The sequence below is a fragment of the Herbaspirillum sp. CAH-3 genome (assembly GCF_009668275.1).
In the GTDB taxonomy this organism is placed as follows: Bacteria; Pseudomonadota; Gammaproteobacteria; order Burkholderiales; family Burkholderiaceae_D; genus Herbaspirillum; species Herbaspirillum aquaticum.
Genome location: NZ_VSWE01000008.1, coordinates 121,581 through 137,651 on the forward strand (window position 1 = coordinate 121,581; position 16,071 = coordinate 137,651).

13 protein-coding genes are annotated in these 16,071 nt (G+C 63.9%); 6 read left to right on the forward strand and 7 right to left on the reverse strand.

The window, feature by feature from the left end:
• Window positions 1-308: 308 nt before the first annotated feature.
• Entirely contained in the window at window positions 309-623 is a 315-nt protein-coding gene (locus FYB76_RS11945) for a c-type cytochrome (protein ID WP_088755289.1), read from the reverse strand.
• Window positions 624-854: 231 nt separating this feature from the next.
• Here FYB76_RS11945 and FYB76_RS11950 point away from each other — a divergent pair, with 231 nt between their 5' ends.
• Entirely contained in the window at window positions 855-1,757 is a 903-nt protein-coding gene (locus FYB76_RS11950) for a LysR family transcriptional regulator (protein ID WP_187697666.1), read from the forward strand.
• Between the two features lie 88 nt (window positions 1,758-1,845).
• The gene (gene lgt, locus FYB76_RS11955) at window positions 1,846-2,682 is read left to right on the forward strand and encodes a prolipoprotein diacylglyceryl transferase (RefSeq protein WP_088755291.1); all 837 of its coding nucleotides are present in this window, start codon (window positions 1,846-1,848) and stop codon (window positions 2,680-2,682) included.
• An 89-nt stretch (window positions 2,683-2,771) separates the two neighbouring features.
• Here lgt and FYB76_RS11960 read toward each other — a convergent pair whose 3' ends face one another.
• Both FYB76_RS11960 and edd read right to left on the reverse strand, forming a co-directional pair.
• Window positions 2,772-3,401 (reverse strand): bifunctional 4-hydroxy-2-oxoglutarate aldolase/2-dehydro-3-deoxy-phosphogluconate aldolase, encoded by a 630-nt coding sequence (locus tag FYB76_RS11960; RefSeq protein ID WP_034336019.1) that lies wholly within the window; start codon window positions 3,399-3,401, stop codon window positions 2,772-2,774.
• Complete coding sequence (gene edd / locus FYB76_RS11965) at window positions 3,398-5,269, reverse strand: phosphogluconate dehydratase (RefSeq protein WP_154133777.1); 1,872 nt, start codon at window positions 5,267-5,269, stop codon at window positions 3,398-3,400. Before edd ends, FYB76_RS11960 begins: the two co-directional genes overlap by 4 nt.
• A 323-nt stretch (window positions 5,270-5,592) precedes the next feature.
• Here edd and pgi point away from each other — a divergent pair, with 323 nt between their 5' ends.
• The 4 genes from pgi to tal all read left to right on the forward strand — a co-directional run bounded on the left by pgi (window position 5,593) and on the right by tal (window position 10,716).
• Complete coding sequence (gene pgi, locus FYB76_RS11970) at window positions 5,593-7,263, forward strand: glucose-6-phosphate isomerase (protein ID WP_154133778.1); 1,671 nt, start codon at window positions 5,593-5,595, stop codon at window positions 7,261-7,263.
• A 52-nt stretch (window positions 7,264-7,315) separates the two neighbouring features.
• Window positions 7,316-8,782: a glucose-6-phosphate dehydrogenase gene (gene zwf / locus FYB76_RS11975; RefSeq protein WP_088755294.1), complete on the forward strand. Its 1,467-nt coding sequence runs from the start codon at window positions 7,316-7,318 to the stop codon at window positions 8,780-8,782.
• 38 nt (window positions 8,783-8,820) lie between these two features.
• Window positions 8,821-9,675 carry an SIS domain-containing protein gene (locus tag FYB76_RS11980; protein ID WP_034310514.1) on the forward strand — a complete coding sequence of 285 codons (855 nt, stop codon included), beginning with the start codon at window positions 8,821-8,823 and terminating at the stop codon, window positions 9,673-9,675.
• A 105-nt stretch (window positions 9,676-9,780) separates the two neighbouring features.
• On the forward strand, window positions 9,781-10,716 hold the full coding sequence (tal, locus tag FYB76_RS11985) for a transaldolase (RefSeq protein WP_088755295.1): 936 nt from the start codon (window positions 9,781-9,783) through the stop codon (window positions 10,714-10,716).
• 68 nt (window positions 10,717-10,784) lie between these two features.
• On the opposite strand, the gene FYB76_RS11990 is transcribed toward tal, so the two are convergent.
• From FYB76_RS11990 to gntK, 4 genes are all read right to left on the reverse strand, one after another.
• On the reverse strand, window positions 10,785-12,338 hold the full coding sequence (locus FYB76_RS11990) for a methyl-accepting chemotaxis protein (protein ID WP_195724623.1): 1,554 nt from the start codon (window positions 12,336-12,338) through the stop codon (window positions 10,785-10,787).
• Window positions 12,339-12,567: 229 nt separating this feature from the next.
• Window positions 12,568-13,605 (reverse strand): L-idonate 5-dehydrogenase, encoded by a 1,038-nt coding sequence (locus tag FYB76_RS11995; protein ID WP_088755297.1) that lies wholly within the window; start codon window positions 13,603-13,605, stop codon window positions 12,568-12,570.
• A 27-nt stretch (window positions 13,606-13,632) separates the two neighbouring features.
• Complete coding sequence (locus FYB76_RS12000; RefSeq protein WP_088755298.1) at window positions 13,633-14,427, reverse strand: SDR family NAD(P)-dependent oxidoreductase; 795 nt, start codon at window positions 14,425-14,427, stop codon at window positions 13,633-13,635.
• A 71-nt stretch (window positions 14,428-14,498) separates the two neighbouring features.
• Complete coding sequence (gene gntK / locus FYB76_RS12005) at window positions 14,499-16,052, reverse strand: gluconokinase (protein ID WP_088755299.1); 1,554 nt, start codon at window positions 16,050-16,052, stop codon at window positions 14,499-14,501.
• Window positions 16,053-16,071: the final 19 nt, after the last annotated feature.

The window sequence follows — 16,071 nt, forward strand, 5'->3', positions numbered from 1 at the left end:
TGATGAATCAGTTCGGTCAGTCCAACGGGCGAGCAAACTGGTTCATCAGGCGCGCACGTTCGACGTCTTTGATTGCGCTAGCCAGTAAAACAGCATCGTTGCTGGCACGTATCTCGCGCAGATACACGTCAATGCTGTCTTCATCAACAAGGAACAAGGAACAAGGCTGCATCGAAAGGTGGTAGCGTTGCGAGGGAAATACGCTTGCTCATGCTGATCCTTCCAGGCTGACAGTGATTGGAAAGCGATGATGATTGCATGAAAAAAGGAGACCTCGGTCTCCTTTTTTCATGGCGTATTGCTGGGGCTTACTTCAGACTCAACACCCACTTCACCAGCTCCTTCGCCTCAGCCTCGGTCACCTGGCCCTTGTTGGCCGGCATCGCTACCGCGCCCCAGACACCGCCGCCGCCGTTGAGGACCTTCTGGGTCAGCTTGGCTTCGGCATCCTTCTGGCCGGCGTATTTCTTGGCCACTTCCTTGAAGGCGGGACCGACGATCTTGGCGTCCACCGAGTGGCAGGCCATGCAATTCTTGGACTTGGCCAGTTGCGCATTGGCCATGGCTTCGGCGGAAATGGCCGAACCGGCCACCAGGGTGGCGATCAACAACAGGTATTTCATGGGGGCTCCTCAGCAAGCGGTGGACGACGGTCAGGCCTGCAGCGGCATTCTCCAGGCGCTTCGCAGGCGGGGCTATTCTACCCGGCTTCGCCACGCACCCTCTATCTGCCCTCGCGTATATCTGTCATAGATCAAATTCCATGACGGAAATATCACGCCCCCCTCGCCTTGTCGCCGTGCAAGGCCGGGGATATCATGGGCACCCGACTCATTCGGATCCGATATCAGTCCATGTCCGACCATCCCCGCCTGGAATTGCGCCAGCTGCGCTACTTTGCCGCCGTCGCCGAAGAAAAGCATTTCGGCCGCGCCGCCGCGCGCCTGCACATGACCCAGCCGCCGCTGTCGCAGACCATCGCCGCGCTGGAGGAGCAACTCGGCACCCCCCTGTTCCAGCGCACCAAGCGCAGTGTGGCGCTCACCCCTGCCGGCGAAGCCCTGCTGCCGGAGGTACAGCGCATCCTGCAACAGGCCGCCGCCCTGCCCGACCTGGCCCGGCGCGCGGCCAGCGGGGCATCGGGGCTGTTATCGCTTTCCTTCATATCGAGTGCGGACTACAGCATCCTGCCCCCGCTCCTGCAGCGCTTCCGGGCGCGGTATCCGCAAGTCCAGATCGAATTGCGCGAAGCCACCACCGATATCCAGCTGGAAGACCTGATGCAGGGCAAGATCGACGCCGGCCTGCTGCTTCCGCCGCTGCCGGAAAAAGCCGCGGCCGTGCTGGATGTGCGCCCGGTGCTGTCGGAACCGCTGATCGCAGCGCTGCCCGAAGGCGCGGTCAAGAAACGCGGGCCGGTAGCGCTCAAGAGCCTGCGCGAACTGCCGCTGATCATCTTCCCGCGCCGCATTGCGCCGGCCTTCCATGACACCATCCTGTCCTGCTTTCGCGATGCGGGCGTGACGCCCCATATCGGCCAGGAGGCAATCCAGATGCAGACCATCGTCGGCCTGGTCTCGGCTGGCATGGGAATGGCGCTTGTGCCACAATCCGTCTCGAATTTGAAACGCCCGGGCGTGGACTACCGCCGGCTCTCCGATCCGGCACCGGAAATCCAGACCGGCCTGGCCTGGCGGCGCGACAACCCGTCCGGCGTGCTGCGTGCCCTGCTGGACCTCTTGGACATGCCTGCCTGATCCCATTGCACGGGAATGGCTGCAGCGAACTTGCGCAAGCCGGCGCGCTCCAACCGCCGTTCCGCCCAACAACAGAAAGATCAAACTCATGCTCGTTCACCCCATGCCCGACCCGATCGCCATCCACATCGGGCCGCTGGCCGTCCACTGGTATGGCCTGATGTACCTGCTGGCCTTTGCCCAATTCATCGCGCTGGGACGCCTGCGCATCAAGCAACCGCACATCGCCGCCGTCGGCTGGAAGAAGGAAGACCTCGACGACATGCTCTTCTATGGCGTGCTTGGGGTGGTGCTGGGCGGGCGGCTGGGCGAGATCCTGTTTTACAACCCGGCGTATTACTTTGCGCATCCGGCCGACATGATCGCGGTCTGGAAGGGCGGCATGTCCTTCCACGGCGGCTTCCTGGGCGTGATGCTGGCGATGTACCTGTGGGGCCGCAAGCGCGGCCGCAACCTGATGGACATCATGGACTTCATTGCGCCGATGGTGCCGCTGGGCTACGCGGCCGGCCGCCTGGGCAACTTCATCAATGCCGAACTGCCGGGGCGTCCGGCCGATCCTTCGTTGCCCTGGGCGATGATCTGGCCCAATGTGGACAACATCCCGCGCCATCCTTCGCCGATCTACCAGATGCTGGTCGATGGCATCCTGCTGTTCATCATCCTGTGGATCTTCGCGCGCCATTCGCGTCCGCGCATGGCGGTGGCGGGCATGTTCTCGCTGCTGTACGGCTGCGCGCGCTTCTTCACCGAGTATTTCCGCGTGCCGGATTACGAGGTGCATTTCGGTGGCATCACCATCTCGGCGGGGCAGATGCTGTCGGTGCCGATGATCGTGCTGGGGATCATCTTGCTGGTGCTGGCTTACAAGCTCAAGCAGCAGGCGCAAGCGCCGGTGGAGCCGGTAGCCGCGTCCAAGAGCTGACAGCTGAGCAGGAAAGAAGAAGGGCGGTACCGGTGATTCGGTACCGCCCTTTTTTCATCGACGCGCGAGCGCGTGAGGCTGTGGAAAACTCAAGCCTTCTTCAACGCAGCCGCCGCCTTGGCGATCTCGGTGATCTTGTCCCAGTCACCGGCCTCGATGGCCGCCTTCGGGGTCAGCCAGGAGCCGCCCACGCACACGACGTTCTTGCACGCCAGGAACTGCGGTGCCGTCTCTTGCGTGATACCGCCCGTCGGGCAGAACGACACGTCCGACAAGGGGCCGGCGATACCGTTGAGCATGCCCACGCCACCCGCCGGCACGGCCGGGAACAGCTTCAACTGACGGAAGCCCGCTTCGCGCGCCGCCATCACTTCAGAAGGCGTCATCACGCCCGGCAGCAGCGGCAGGCCGCTGCGCTTGGCCGCTTCGATCAGCGCCGGGGTCAGGCCCGGCGAGACACCAAAGACCGCACCCGCATCGCGCGAGGCCGTGAACTCTTCCGGCGAGGTCAGCGTACCCACGCCGACGATGGCGTCCGGCACCGACTCGGCAATGGCGCGGATGGCCGGCAGGCCGTGTTCGGTGCGCAGGGTGATTTCCAGCACGCGGATCCCGCCTGCGACCAGGGCGCGTGCCAGCGGCACGGCGTGTTCAAACTTGTCGATGGCGATCACCGGGATGACCGGCGAGGCGCGCATGATTTCCAGTGTGGTCTTCATACCGTGACTTTCTCTTTCTCAAAAATCGGCGGCAGGCCGAAGGTGGCGCCGCCCTCTTCTGCGGTTCCCACCGCGTTGCGGAACATGCTGAACAATTCGCGGCCCATGCCGTGCTGGTTGCCCGAGAGGTCGCTGCTGTCCTGGCCACGGGCTTCCCACTCGGCCGCATCCACCTTGGCTTGCAGGGTACCCGCATCGGCATCCAGGCGGATGACGTCACCCGTGCGAACGCGTCCCAGCGGACCACCGCCCAGCACTTCCGGCGTGACGTGGATCGCGGCCGGTACTTTACCCGATGCGCCCGACATGCGGCCATCAGTCACCAGCGCCACGTGACGGCCCTTGTCCTGCAGGATGCCCAGCGCCGGGGTCAGCGAGTGCAGCTCCGGCATGCCATTGGCACGCGGACCCTGGAAGGTGATCACGGCCACGAAGTCGCGGTCGAGCTCGCCGGCCTTGAAGGCGGCCATGAAAGCTTCCTGCGAGTGGAACACCACGGCAGGCGCTTCCACCACGCGGTGCTCGGGCTTGACGGCGGAAATCTTGATGACCGCACGGCCGAGGTTGCCCTGCAGCAGCTTCAGGCCACCATCGGCCGCGAACGGCTTGGCCACCGTGCCCAGCACGCCTTCGTCGCCGCTCTTGGCGGGGGCGTCGTGCCAGGTGACGATGCCGGGACGGCCGTTCTCGCCTTCGGCAGCCAGCATCGGCTCCTTGCAGTGCTGGCGCAGGCCCTGGCCCAGGATGGTGGTGACGTCGTCATGCATCAGGCCGGCGTCGATCAGTTCGCGCAGCACGAAGCCGGTGCCCCCTGCCGCATGGAAGTGGTTCACGTCAGCCGTACCGTTCGGGTAGATCTTGGTGATCAGCGGCACCACGGCGGAGAGCTTGTCGAAGTCGTCCCAGTCGATCACGATGCCGGCTGCCTTGGCGATGGCCACCAGGTGCAGGGTGTGATTGGTGGAGCCACCGGTGGCATGCAGCGCGACGATGGCATTGACGATGGACTTCTCGTCGATCATGCGGCCCACCGGCGTGTATTGCGCACCGAGGTCAGTGATCTTGGCCGCCTGCTTGGCCGCGGCAGCGGTGAGCGCATCGCGCAGCGGCGTGTTGGGGGTGATGAAGGCGGCGCCCGGCAGGTGCAGGCCCATGGCTTCCATCAGCATCTGGTTGCTGTTGGCGGTGCCGTAGAAGGTGCAGGTACCGGCACCATGGTAGGACTTGGACTCGGCTTCCAGCAGCTCGGCCCGGCCGATCTTGCCGGCCGTATAGAGCTGGCGGATCTTGACCTTGTCGCTGTTGCTCATGCCGCTGGTCATCGGACCGGCGGGCACGAACACGGCCGGCAGGTGGCCGAAATGCAGTGCACCGATCAACAGGCCCGGCACGATCTTGTCGCACACGCCCAGGTACAGCGCCGCATCGAACATGTTGTGCGACAGCGCGATGGCAGTCGCCATGGCAATGGCGTCGCGCGAGAACAGCGACATCTCCATGCCGGCCTGGCCCTGGGTCACGCCGTCACACATGGCCGGGGTGCCGCCGGCGAACTGCGCCACGGCGCCGGCTTCACGCGCGGCTTCTTTCAAAATCTGGGGGAAACGCTCGAAGGGCTGGTGCGCCGACAGCATGTCGTTGTAGGCCGAGACGATGGCCAGCGACGGTGCCTTGTCTTCCTTCAACTTCAGCTTGTCATTGGCGGGGAAGGCGGCGAAGCCGTGGGCCAGGTTCGTACAGCCCAGCGCGCCACGCTGCGCGCCCTTGCGGCGAGCGGCTTCCAGGCGTTCGAGATAAGCGGTCCGGTAAGGACGGCTACGTTCGGCGATGCGTTGGGTGACGCTGGCTAAGGTAGCGTTGAGAGACATTGTCGGTTTCCTGTTAGCGTTAACACTGTAATTTTACTACATAATTTTGAGCGAATGAAATCATACACTTAGAGCACTGCAGCAGGCCAGTCCTGCCCGTCTTTTCATTGGTAATCATCATTGCGCTTCAAAACCCTTATCACTTCGCACTTTGCAGCCCACAGCGCCGATGCTTCACGGCAATGTAACGGGGCCGTCATAAACTGTAGTGAAACTACCACTTTGGCGACATTTGATGTATAGTCATCGGCGTTGTCCCGATCACATGACCCCGGCCGGCCGCGCTGCCTGTCAGGTCAAGACAGCCAACCGACACCCAACTCATGCATACCACCGCCCTGACCGACACGGCCGCCTTCCAGGCATTGCAAGCTCATCACGCCACGGCAGCTCAATGGCACCTGCGCGACCTGTTCGCCCGACAGCCCGACCGTTTCGAGCGCATGCACGTGCGTGCCGCCGGACTGCTGCTGGATTACTCCAAGAACCGGCTCAACGCCGACACGCTCTCCCTGCTGATGAGCCTGGCCCGTGAGCGCGGCGTCGAGGCCCTGCGCGACGCCATGTTCAGCGGCGAGAAGATCAACTTTACCGAACAACGCGCCGTCCTGCACACTGCCCTGCGCGCACCGGCCGATGCCTGCGACGCCCAAGTGGACGGACAGCCTGTCGCAGCGGAGGTTCATGCGGTCTTGGAGCACATCCGCGAGTTTTCCGAGCGCGTGCGCGGCGGCCGATGGCGCGGCTACACCGGACGCGAGATCACCGACATCGTCAACATCGGCATCGGCGGCTCCTTCCTCGGCCCGCAGATGGTCTGCACGGCCCTGCGCGATTATCGCCACGCTCGCCTGACGGCGCATTTCGTTTCCAACGTCGATGGCCATGATCTGGATGAGGTGCTCGCGCGCATCGATCCCGAGACCACGCTGTTCATCGTCGCCTCCAAGACCTTCACCACGCAGGAAACCATGCTCAACGCCAAGTCGGCGCGCGCGTGGTTCTTGCAGCATGGCAAGTCCGAAGACCTGGCCAAGCACTTCGTGGCCGTCTCCACCAATGCCAAGGAAGTCTCGGCCTTCGGCATCGATACCGAGAACATGTTCCCCTTCTGGGACTGGGTCGGTGGCCGTTACTCGGTGTGGTCGGCCATCGGTCTGCCGATCGCGCTGCTGATCGGCTACGACCACTTCGCGCAGTTCCTGGCCGGTGCCCACGCCATGGACCGCCATTTCCGCGAAGCCCCGCTGGAATCGAACATGCCGGTGATCCAGGCGTTGGTCGGGATCTGGAACCGCAACTTCCTCGACAGCGCCTCGCTCACCATCGCCCCGTATCACCAATGGCTGCGCTTCTTCCCGGCCTACCTGCAACAGCTGGACATGGAGAGCAATGGCAAGCGCATCACCCGTGACGGTACACCCGTCTCGGTAGAGACCTGTCCGGCCATCTGGGGCGATGTGGGGACCAATGGCCAGCACGCCTATTTCCAGCTGCTGCACCAGGGCACGGACATCACGCCCATCGATTTCATCGCCGTACTCAAGCCTTCGCACGCCATTGCCGAGCATCAGGAAGCCCTGCTGGCGAACTGCTTCGCGCAGTCCGAAGCCTTCATGCGCGGCAAGGATGCCGACGAAGTGCGCGCCGACCTGCAGGCGCAGGGCTTGCCCGAAGCGGAACTTGCGGCCTTGATCCCGCACAAAACCTTTGATGGCAATCGTCCCAGCAATACCCTGCTGCTGCCCGAACTGAGCCCGCATGCGCTGGGCGCGATGATTGCGCTCTACGAGCACAAGACCTTCGTGCAGGGCGCGATCTGGGGCATCAACAGCTTCGACCAATGGGGCGTGGAACTGGGCAAGGTCCTGGCCAAGACCATCCTGGCCGAACTGAAGTCCGATACCGCACCGGATGCCTCGCGCCACGATGCCTCCACCAGCGCCCTGATCGCACTGGCGCGCGAAGCAGCCCGCGCTGCGCAACAAGGCTAGCAACCACGTAGCTGCGACCAGCTACTTCACGCACAAAGAGACAACACACACCATGGCTACTTCTGATTTCGATCTGGTTTTATTCGGCGGCACCGGCGACCTCTCGATGCGCAAGCTGCTGCCGGCACTGTACGCCCGCGAACGCGCGCGCGACCTGCCGGCCGATGCCCGCATCATCTGCCTGGGCCGCGATGAAAAGTCGCGTGAGGATTTCCTCAAGCTGGTGGAAAAGGATTCCAAACCCCACGTGCCGGCGGCCAACATGGACGCCACCGTCTGGGACCGCTTCACCAATCGCCTGCAATACGCCTCGGTCAATGCCAAGGAAGCCGACAGCTTCAGCCACCTCAAAGAAGCCCTGCGCGAAGTCGACGGCCTGGCCCGCGTGTTCTACCTGGCCACGCCGCCCAGCCTGTTCGCCTCCATCTGCGAGAACCTGTCCAAGGCTGGCCTGGTCACCCCGACCTCGCGCGTGGTGCTGGAAAAACCGCTGGGCCGCGACCTCGAAAGCGCGCGCAACATCAACGCCCAAGTGGGTCGCTATTTCCAGGAATCGCAGATCTTCCGTATCGACCACTACCTCGGTAAAGAGGCGGTGCAGAACCTGCTGGCGCTGCGCTTCGGCAACGTGCTGTTCGAGCCGCTGTGGCGCCGTGAATGGATTTCCGACGTGCAGATCACCATCGCCGAAGAACTCGGTGTCGGTGGCCGCTTCGATTACTACGACACCTCCGGTGCCCTGCGCGACATGCTGCAGAACCACCTGCTGCAATTGCTCTGTATCGTGGCCATGGAGCCGCCAGTATCGAACTCGGCCGACGCCGTGCGCGATGAGAAACTGAAGGTGCTGCGCTCGCTCAAGCGCTTTACCCCGACCACGCTGGCCATGAATGTCGTGCGCGGCCAGTACCGCGCCGGTCACGTCGATGGCGTGGCCGTGCCCGGCTACCGCAAGGAAGCCGACGCCAATCCCGATTCGCGTACCGAGACCTATGTGGCGGTCAAGGCCGAGATCGATACCTGGCGCTGGGCCGGCGTGCCCTTCTACCTGCGCACCGGCAAGCGCATGGCCGATTCGCTCGCCGAGATCGTGGTGCGCTTCAAGAGCGTGCCGCACTCCATCTTCGCGCACCAGAACGACACCCCCAACTGCCTGGTGATCCGCCTGCAACCGGACGAAGGCCTGCACATGAACCTGATGGCCAAGCAGCCCGGCGACGGCATGCGCCTGCGCCCGGTGGAGCTGGAACTGGACTTCCGCGAGAAGTTCAAGACCCCGCGCATGGATGCCTACGAGCGCCTGCTGCTGGATGTGCTGCGCGGTCACCTGACCCTGTTCATGCGCAGCGACGAACTGGAAGCCGCCTGGGAATGGGTGGAACCCATCCTCACTTACTGGGACCAGCAGGAAGCCGATCCCGTGCCCTACAACGCCGGCACCTGGGGTCCGGCGGCTGCGAGCGCACTGATCGGCCGCGATGGCCTGCAGTGGCGCGAAGAAGCGCTGCCCGAGGTCTGAGGCCACAGGCTTAGCGTCACCAGGCCACTGCCATGTCCATGCTGCTCGATTCCATTCGCACCCACATCAACTCCCTCTCCAAGTCGGAGAAGAAGGTGGCGGCGACCATCCTCGCCAACCCGCAGCTGGCCTTGGCGGAGAATCTGACGGCGCTGGCCAAGAATGCCGAGGTCTCGGAACCCACCGTGATCCGCTTCTGCCGCGCCATCGGCTACGAGGGCTGGCACGACTTCAAGTTGAAACTCGCGCAGAGCCTGGCGCTGGCCCTGCCCGGTGCCGATGAGACGCTGGCCCAGGATGACCTGGCGGCCGACCTGGTCAACAAGATCTGCAGCCGCTCCATCAACACGCTGCTGGATCTGCGCAACCACCTGAACCCGGATGCGATCCAGCTGGCGCTGGACGTGCTGGCGCGGGCCAACAAGATCGAGTTCTACGGCCAGGGGACCTCCGGGATCGTGGCCAACGACGCGCAGCACAAGTTCTTCCGCTCGGGCGTGCCCACGGTGGCTTACTCCGACCCGCACATCCACAGCATCGCAGCCTCGCTGCTCAAGGCCGGCGACTGCGTGGTGGCGATCTCGCAGCGTGGTGGCAATGCCGCCCTGCTGCGCTCGATCCAGCTGGCGCGCAAGGGCGGTGCCGACATCATCGTGCTGGGCCCGTCCGGCACCCCGCTGGCCGAACTGGCCACCGTACTGGTGCCCATCGACCTGTCCTTCAACATCGATCCCTATACCCCCATCTCGGCGCGCCTGGCGCACCTGGTGGTGATCGACATCCTCGCCGTGGGCCTGGCCCTGCGGCGCGGACCGGAATTCCGCAAGAAGATGCAGAACGCCCAGAAATCGCTGCAGAAATTCGACATGCAATTCGATTCCTTCTTCCGTTGAGAGGACTGCGACGGATCAAGGATCAGTCATTGACCGACAGACAGCGCAGCGCCAATGCGTACAATGCCGTTGTCCCCTTCATTCTCTTTAGCAACAGGACTTTCCATGAGCCAGCTTGACCAGTTGAAGCAGTACACCACCATCGTGGCCGATACCGGCGACTTCCAGGCGATGAAGGCCTTCGCCCCGCAGGATGCCACCACCAATCCCTCGCTGATCCTCAAGGCCGTGCAGAAGGCGGAGTACAAGCCGCTGCTGGAGTCGGTCGTCAAGGCGCATGCCGGCAAGAGCACCGATGAAATCATCGACCGCCTGCTGATTGCCTTCGGCCTGGAAATCCTGAAGCTGATCCCGGGACGCGTCTCCACCGAGACTGATGCGCGCCTGTCCTTCGACACCGAAGGCACGGTGGCCAAGGGACGCGAACTGATCCGCCTGTACGAAGAAGCCGGCATTGCCCGCGAGCGCGTGTTGATCAAGATCGCCTCCACCTGGGAAGGCATCCGTGCCGCCGAGATCCTGGAAAAGGATGGCATCCGCTGCAACCTGACGCTGCTGTTCTCGCTGCCGCAAGCCATTGCCTGCGCCGAAGCCGGTGTCCAGCTGATCTCGCCCTTCGTCGGCCGCATCTATGACTGGTACAAGAAGTCCACCGGCCAGGACTACACCGGCAGCGATGATCCGGGCGTACAGTCGGTCAAGTCGGTCTACAACTACTACCGCAAGTTCGGCTACACCACCGAAGTGATGGGCGCAAGCTTCCGCAATACCTCGCAGATCGTCGAGCTGGCCGGTTGCGACCTGCTGACCATCAGCCCGGACCTGCTGCAGAAGCTGGCCGAGTCCGATGCACCGGTCGAGCGCAAGCTGAGCAAGGAAGCGGCCGATGCCGCCGATATCGAGCGCATCTCGCTGGACGAAAAGGCTTTCCGCCTGGCCTTGAACGGCGACGCGATGGCCACCGAAAAACTGGCCGAAGGCATCCGCCAGTTCGCGGCCGATGCAGTGAAGCTGGAACAGATCGTGGACGGCCTGCGTTGAACTAACGCACAGCCCGCCAGCCGGCCCCCATCACAAGGCGAGCACCTGCGTGCTCGCCTTGTTGCCATCTACGCCAGGCTGGCCCGCATTCCCCGCACCAGCTGGCATTGGAAAAAACCCACCGTCGTCTGCAAGTGGATGGCACGCCGGTTGAGTTCTTCCGAGGTCACCGCCAGTTCTTCCGAACTCAGCGAATTCTGCTGGATCACCTGGGCCAGCTCGCTGGCGGCGGCACTGATCTGGCTGACGGCGTCTGATTGTTGATCCGCTGTCTGCACGATGTCCTGCACCAGGGCCGAGGTGCGGGCAATGGTCGGCACCATGTCATCCAATTGCCGTTCGGCCGCGCAGGCCAGGGCCACGTTCTCGCGCGCTACCGCATCGATCTCCTGGGCCGCTGACTGGCTGCGCTCGGCCAGCCGCCGCACTTCGGCCGCCACCACCGCAAAGCCGCTGCCGTGCTCACCCGCATGGGCGGCCTCGATGGTGGCATTCAAGGCCAGCAGGTTGGTCTGGTAAGCGATGTCATCGATGACTTCGATCTTGCCGGCAATCTGCTGGATGGCTACTACCATCTGCCTGACCGTTTCTGCACATTGACGTGCTTCCAGCGCTGCGGCCGCAGCGATCTGGTCGGTCTGGCGGGCGTTCCGGGCGGTGCTGAGGATGGAGGCATGGATCCGGGCCAGCGCTTCGCTGGTCTGTTCCACACCGATGGCCTGCTCGCTGGAGGCGCGCGAGAGCGCTTGCGCCGTTGCACTCACCTCTTCGGCCGTGCTGACCAGCCCTTCGGCGTTGTCGCGCACCTCGGTCACGACCTGGGCCAGGCGCGTCATCGTTTTCTGGATCGCATGCATCATGCTGTCGCTGCAGCGGGACTTCAGGCTGACCTTCTGGACCAGGTCACCATCGGACAGGCGCTGCATCACCGTCACCACGTCGCCGGGCTCGCCGCCCATCTGGCGCAGCAGGGTGCGGGTGAGCACCCATCCCGCCAACAGCATGGCCAGCAGCACGCCGCCGGCCACCTGCAGCACGTTCTCCAGGGCGTCGCGGATGATCTCCCGTGCGCTGAGGGCACCGGCTTCCCCCAAGGCGATGTTGTAGGAACGATGTCGCCCAAAGGTCACCTGGACGCCATCAACGCCCGCCCGGAACTCCAGCATCGCTTGCGACAGGCTGTCCTCGATGCGGTCTGCATCAGCCACAGCCAAAAGCCGTCGCACCACTTCCTCGAAGGCGACGATGCGGGCCTGGACATCGGCCAGCATCGCGCCATCGGTCTCATCGGTGATGTAAGCCTCCGCGTACAGTTTGAGATGCCGGTTCAACCGCGTGCGCTGCACTTCGATCTCCTGCAGCAAGCGGGCGCGGTCGTGCGGATCGTGATTGAACAGGTATTGGTAAATGCATCCCTGGATGGCATTGAAGGCGGCCTGTGCATCATCAAGCGTGGTCACGCTGGGCACCGTATTGACCTGGGCGTAACTGGCCGCCTGGTAGACATTCTCGATCTGGCGCAAGCTGACGGCGGCCGTGGCGACCAGCCCCAGCAAGGCCAGCAGGATCAGCACCGACAGGCGCTGGCCGACGGTCAAGGTGCGAAGTCCTGGCCTGGACATGATTTCCTCCCCCCAGAGGTGTGGCGATGGCGGTATGCCAGAGCGCGCCCCCCTCCGAGCCGCGCGCTGCCGTTTTGGCAACGAACTTATAGCGCGCAGCCAGGCTTGTCAATCAAGGCCGGCATCCACCCTGCAGGGCGGGAAAAACAAAAATGCCACCGCGCAACTTTGCGCGATGGCATTCTCACTTTCCCTGACGGCAGCCCCGCAAGGAAGCCACCATGCGGGCTCAGTCAAAACTGATCTGCACCTTCATCATCTTCGACCGGTCACCAGCGATCTCGAAGGCCTCCACTGCCTGGGCGATGGGATAGGTCGCGGTGATCAGGGGCTTCACGTCCACCAGCTTGCGGTTCATCAGTTCCACCGCCATGGCGAACTCCTCATGGAAACGGAAGGCACCGCGCCAATCCAGTTCCTTGCCCACCAGCAGGTTGGCGGGGAACTGGATGTCGCCCCCCAGCCCGACCTGCACGATGACGGCTTGCGGACGCAGCGCTTCCAGCGCGCCCACCAGCGCACGTTCATTGCCGCTGGCTTCGAAGAGGACATCGAAAGTCCCCTTGTCGGCGGCAAAGGCCTTCAAGGCATCGGGCGTCTCGGCCATGTTGATGGCGCGGTCGGCACCCACCTGCAGGGCCGCTTGCAAGGGCATGCTGGCCACATCGGTGACCACCACTTCCAGCGCACCGGCGCGCCGTGCCGCCACCACCACCAGGGCGCCGATGGGACCGCAGCCGGTCACCAGCACCCGCTTGCCCACCAGCGGACCGGCGCGGCGCACCGCGTGCAGCGCCACCGACAGCGGCTCGGCCATGGCCGCTTCGCCATCGGTGACATGGTCGGCCACGATGTGGGCCTGCGCACGTTCGATGATGATTTCCTGGCGGAACGCGCCCTGTACGTGCGGGGTGCGCATGGCACTGCCGTAGAAGCGCATGTCCAGGCAATGATTCTGCTTGCCTTCCTGGCAGTACTTGCAAACGCCGCAGGGGCGGCTGGGCGAGATGGCGATGCGCGTGCCGGGTGCGATGTCGGTGATGGCCGAACCCACTTCGGCGATCTGGCCCGAGACTTCATGGCCCAGCACCATCGGTTCCTTGATGCGCACCACGCCGAAACCGCCGTGATGATAGTAGTGCAGGTCCGAGCCGCAGATACCGCCGGCCTTGACCTTGACCTTCAGTTGCTGCGGTTGCAGGGGGGCGGACTCCAGCGGCTGGATGCGCAGGTCGTGCGGTGCATGGATGACGAGGCCTTGTTGCATGTTTGTCTCCGAAATGATCTCAATGATTTACAAGGTAGCGGTCACGCCGCCGTCCACGTAGAGGATGTGGCCGTTGACGAAGCGCGAGGCATCGCTGCCCAGGAACACGGCCGCGCCCACCAGGTCTTCCACATCGCCCCAGCGGCGCGAAGGAGTGCGGCCCACCAGCCAGTCGGTGAACTTGGCATCGTTGACCAGGGCCATGTTCATCTCGGTCTTGAAGTAGCCGGGTCCCAGGCCATTGACCTGGATGCCGTACTTGCCCCAGTCGATGGCCATGCCCTTGGTGAACATCTTCACCGCGCCCTTGGTGGCGGTGTAGGGGGCGATGCCGGGACGGCCCAGTTCGCTCTGCACCGAGCAGATATTGATGATCTTGCCCGCGCCGCGCGGGATCATGTGGCGCGCTACCGCCTGGGCGGCATAGAAGACGCTGTTCAGGTTGGTGTTGATCAGGTCGTGCCAGTCCGATTCCTTGAACTCCTCCAGCGGATTGCGGCGCTGGATGCCGGCGTTGTTGACCAGGATGCCGATGGCACCGATCTCGCTTTCGATCTTCTGTACCGCCGCCTTGACTTCGTCATTGACGGTGGCATCGAAGCTGGCTTCATGAATGGTGTGGCCCTCGGCACGCAATTGCGCCGCGACGGTGGCGAGCTTGCCGGCATCGCGTCCGTTGAGCACGATGGCCGCGCCAGCCTGGGCCATGCCGCGTGCCAGCGCCAGGCCGATGCCACCGGAGGAACCGGTGATCAGCGCCAGCTTGCCTTCCAGCGAAAAGCCCTGCAACCCTGCGGGCAAGGGGGTGGTCTTGATGGTCATGATGTCTCTTTCTTCTTGTCGGAAATTTCAGTGTCAACACCTGCCTTGCCCTTGATGGCGCAAAACAGGACTCAGTGCTGCTTTCCGGTCTCGCGCTGGAAGGCGGCGATGGCGTGATATTCCGCCTCCAGCTTGGCCGGAATGGCTGCAAAGATGGGTTGCAGGCGGCCATAGACGGCGACCGCCTCGGCCTCGGGAGCGTGATGGTTGGTGGAGCCGACCATGCCGGAGATCACCGACAGCGACGGCAGCAGGCCCAGTGCCCAGGCGCCCAGCACGGCCGCGCCCAGGCAGGACGATTCCACGCTCTCGGGCACCACCACCTCGCGGTTGAAGATGTCGGCCATCATCTGCCGCCACAGGGCCGAGCGGGCAAAGCCGCCGGTGGCCATCATGCGCTTGGTCGGACCGACCAGTTCTTCCAGCGCGGGCAGGATGCTGTAGAGGTTGAAGATCACCCCCTCCAGGGCGGCGCGGATCATGTGGTGCTTGCCGTGATGCAGGGCCAGGCCGAAGAAGGAGCCGCGCAGGTCGGCGTTCCACAGCGGGGCGCGCTCGCCGGCCATGAAGGGATGGAACAGCAATCCTTCGGCACCGGGGCGCACCTTCTCGGCGATGCGGGTCAGGGCCTCATAGGGATCGACGCCCTCTTCACGCGCCGCCGCCGCTTCGGCGGTAGCCAGTTCATCGCGCACCCAGCGGAAGATGTTGCCGCCATTGTTGACGGGGCCACCGACCACCCAGTGTTTTTCGGTCAGTGCATAACAGAACAGGCGGCCATGCGGATCGGTGAGCGGCTCATCGATCACGGTACGCATGGCGCCGGAGGTACCAATGGTCACGGCCACATGGCCGATCTCGATGGCGTTCACCCCCAGGTTGGACAGCACGCCGTCATTGGCGCCGATGATGAAGGGGGTGTCCACCGACAGCCCCAGGCGCTGCGCCATCTCCGGCGAAAGCGCCGGCAGGCGGTGCGTGGTCGGGACCGGGGTGGGCAATTGTTCGGGACGTACACCCAGCAATTCCAGCGCCCCCTGGTCCCAGGCCAGCTCGCGCAGGTTGAACATGCCGGTGGCCGAGGCGATGGAGTGATCCACCACCCACTGGCCGAAGAGCTGGTACAGCAGGTATTCCTTGATGCCGACGAAGCGCGCGGCCCGGTTGAAGACTTCCGGCTTTTCATGGCGCATCCACATCAGCTTGCACAGCGGCGACATGGGGTGGATGGGCGTGCCGGTACGGCGATAGATGGCATTGCCGTCGTGCTCGTGCTTGATGCGTTCAGCCCAGACCGAGGCGCGGATATCGCCCCAGGTGATGCTGTTGGAGAGCAGGCGATTGTCGGCGTCCAGCGCGATGACGCTGTGCATGGCCGCGCTGAAGGACAGCAGCGCGATCTCCTGCGGTGCGGCCTTGGCGGCCTTGACGGCGCCTGCGATGGAGGCCAGCGCGGCGGCGACAATCTGCTCCGGGTCCTGTTCCGCCATGCCCGGTTCGGTACAGAGGACCGGGTATTCCTCTGCATGCTGGGCGACCACCTTGCCATCGAGCGTGAAGACCACGGTCTTGGTGCTGGTGGTGCCGATATCGACGCCGAGCATGTAAGGTGCGGAAGAGGACATGTGAATTTTCCTTGAGAAA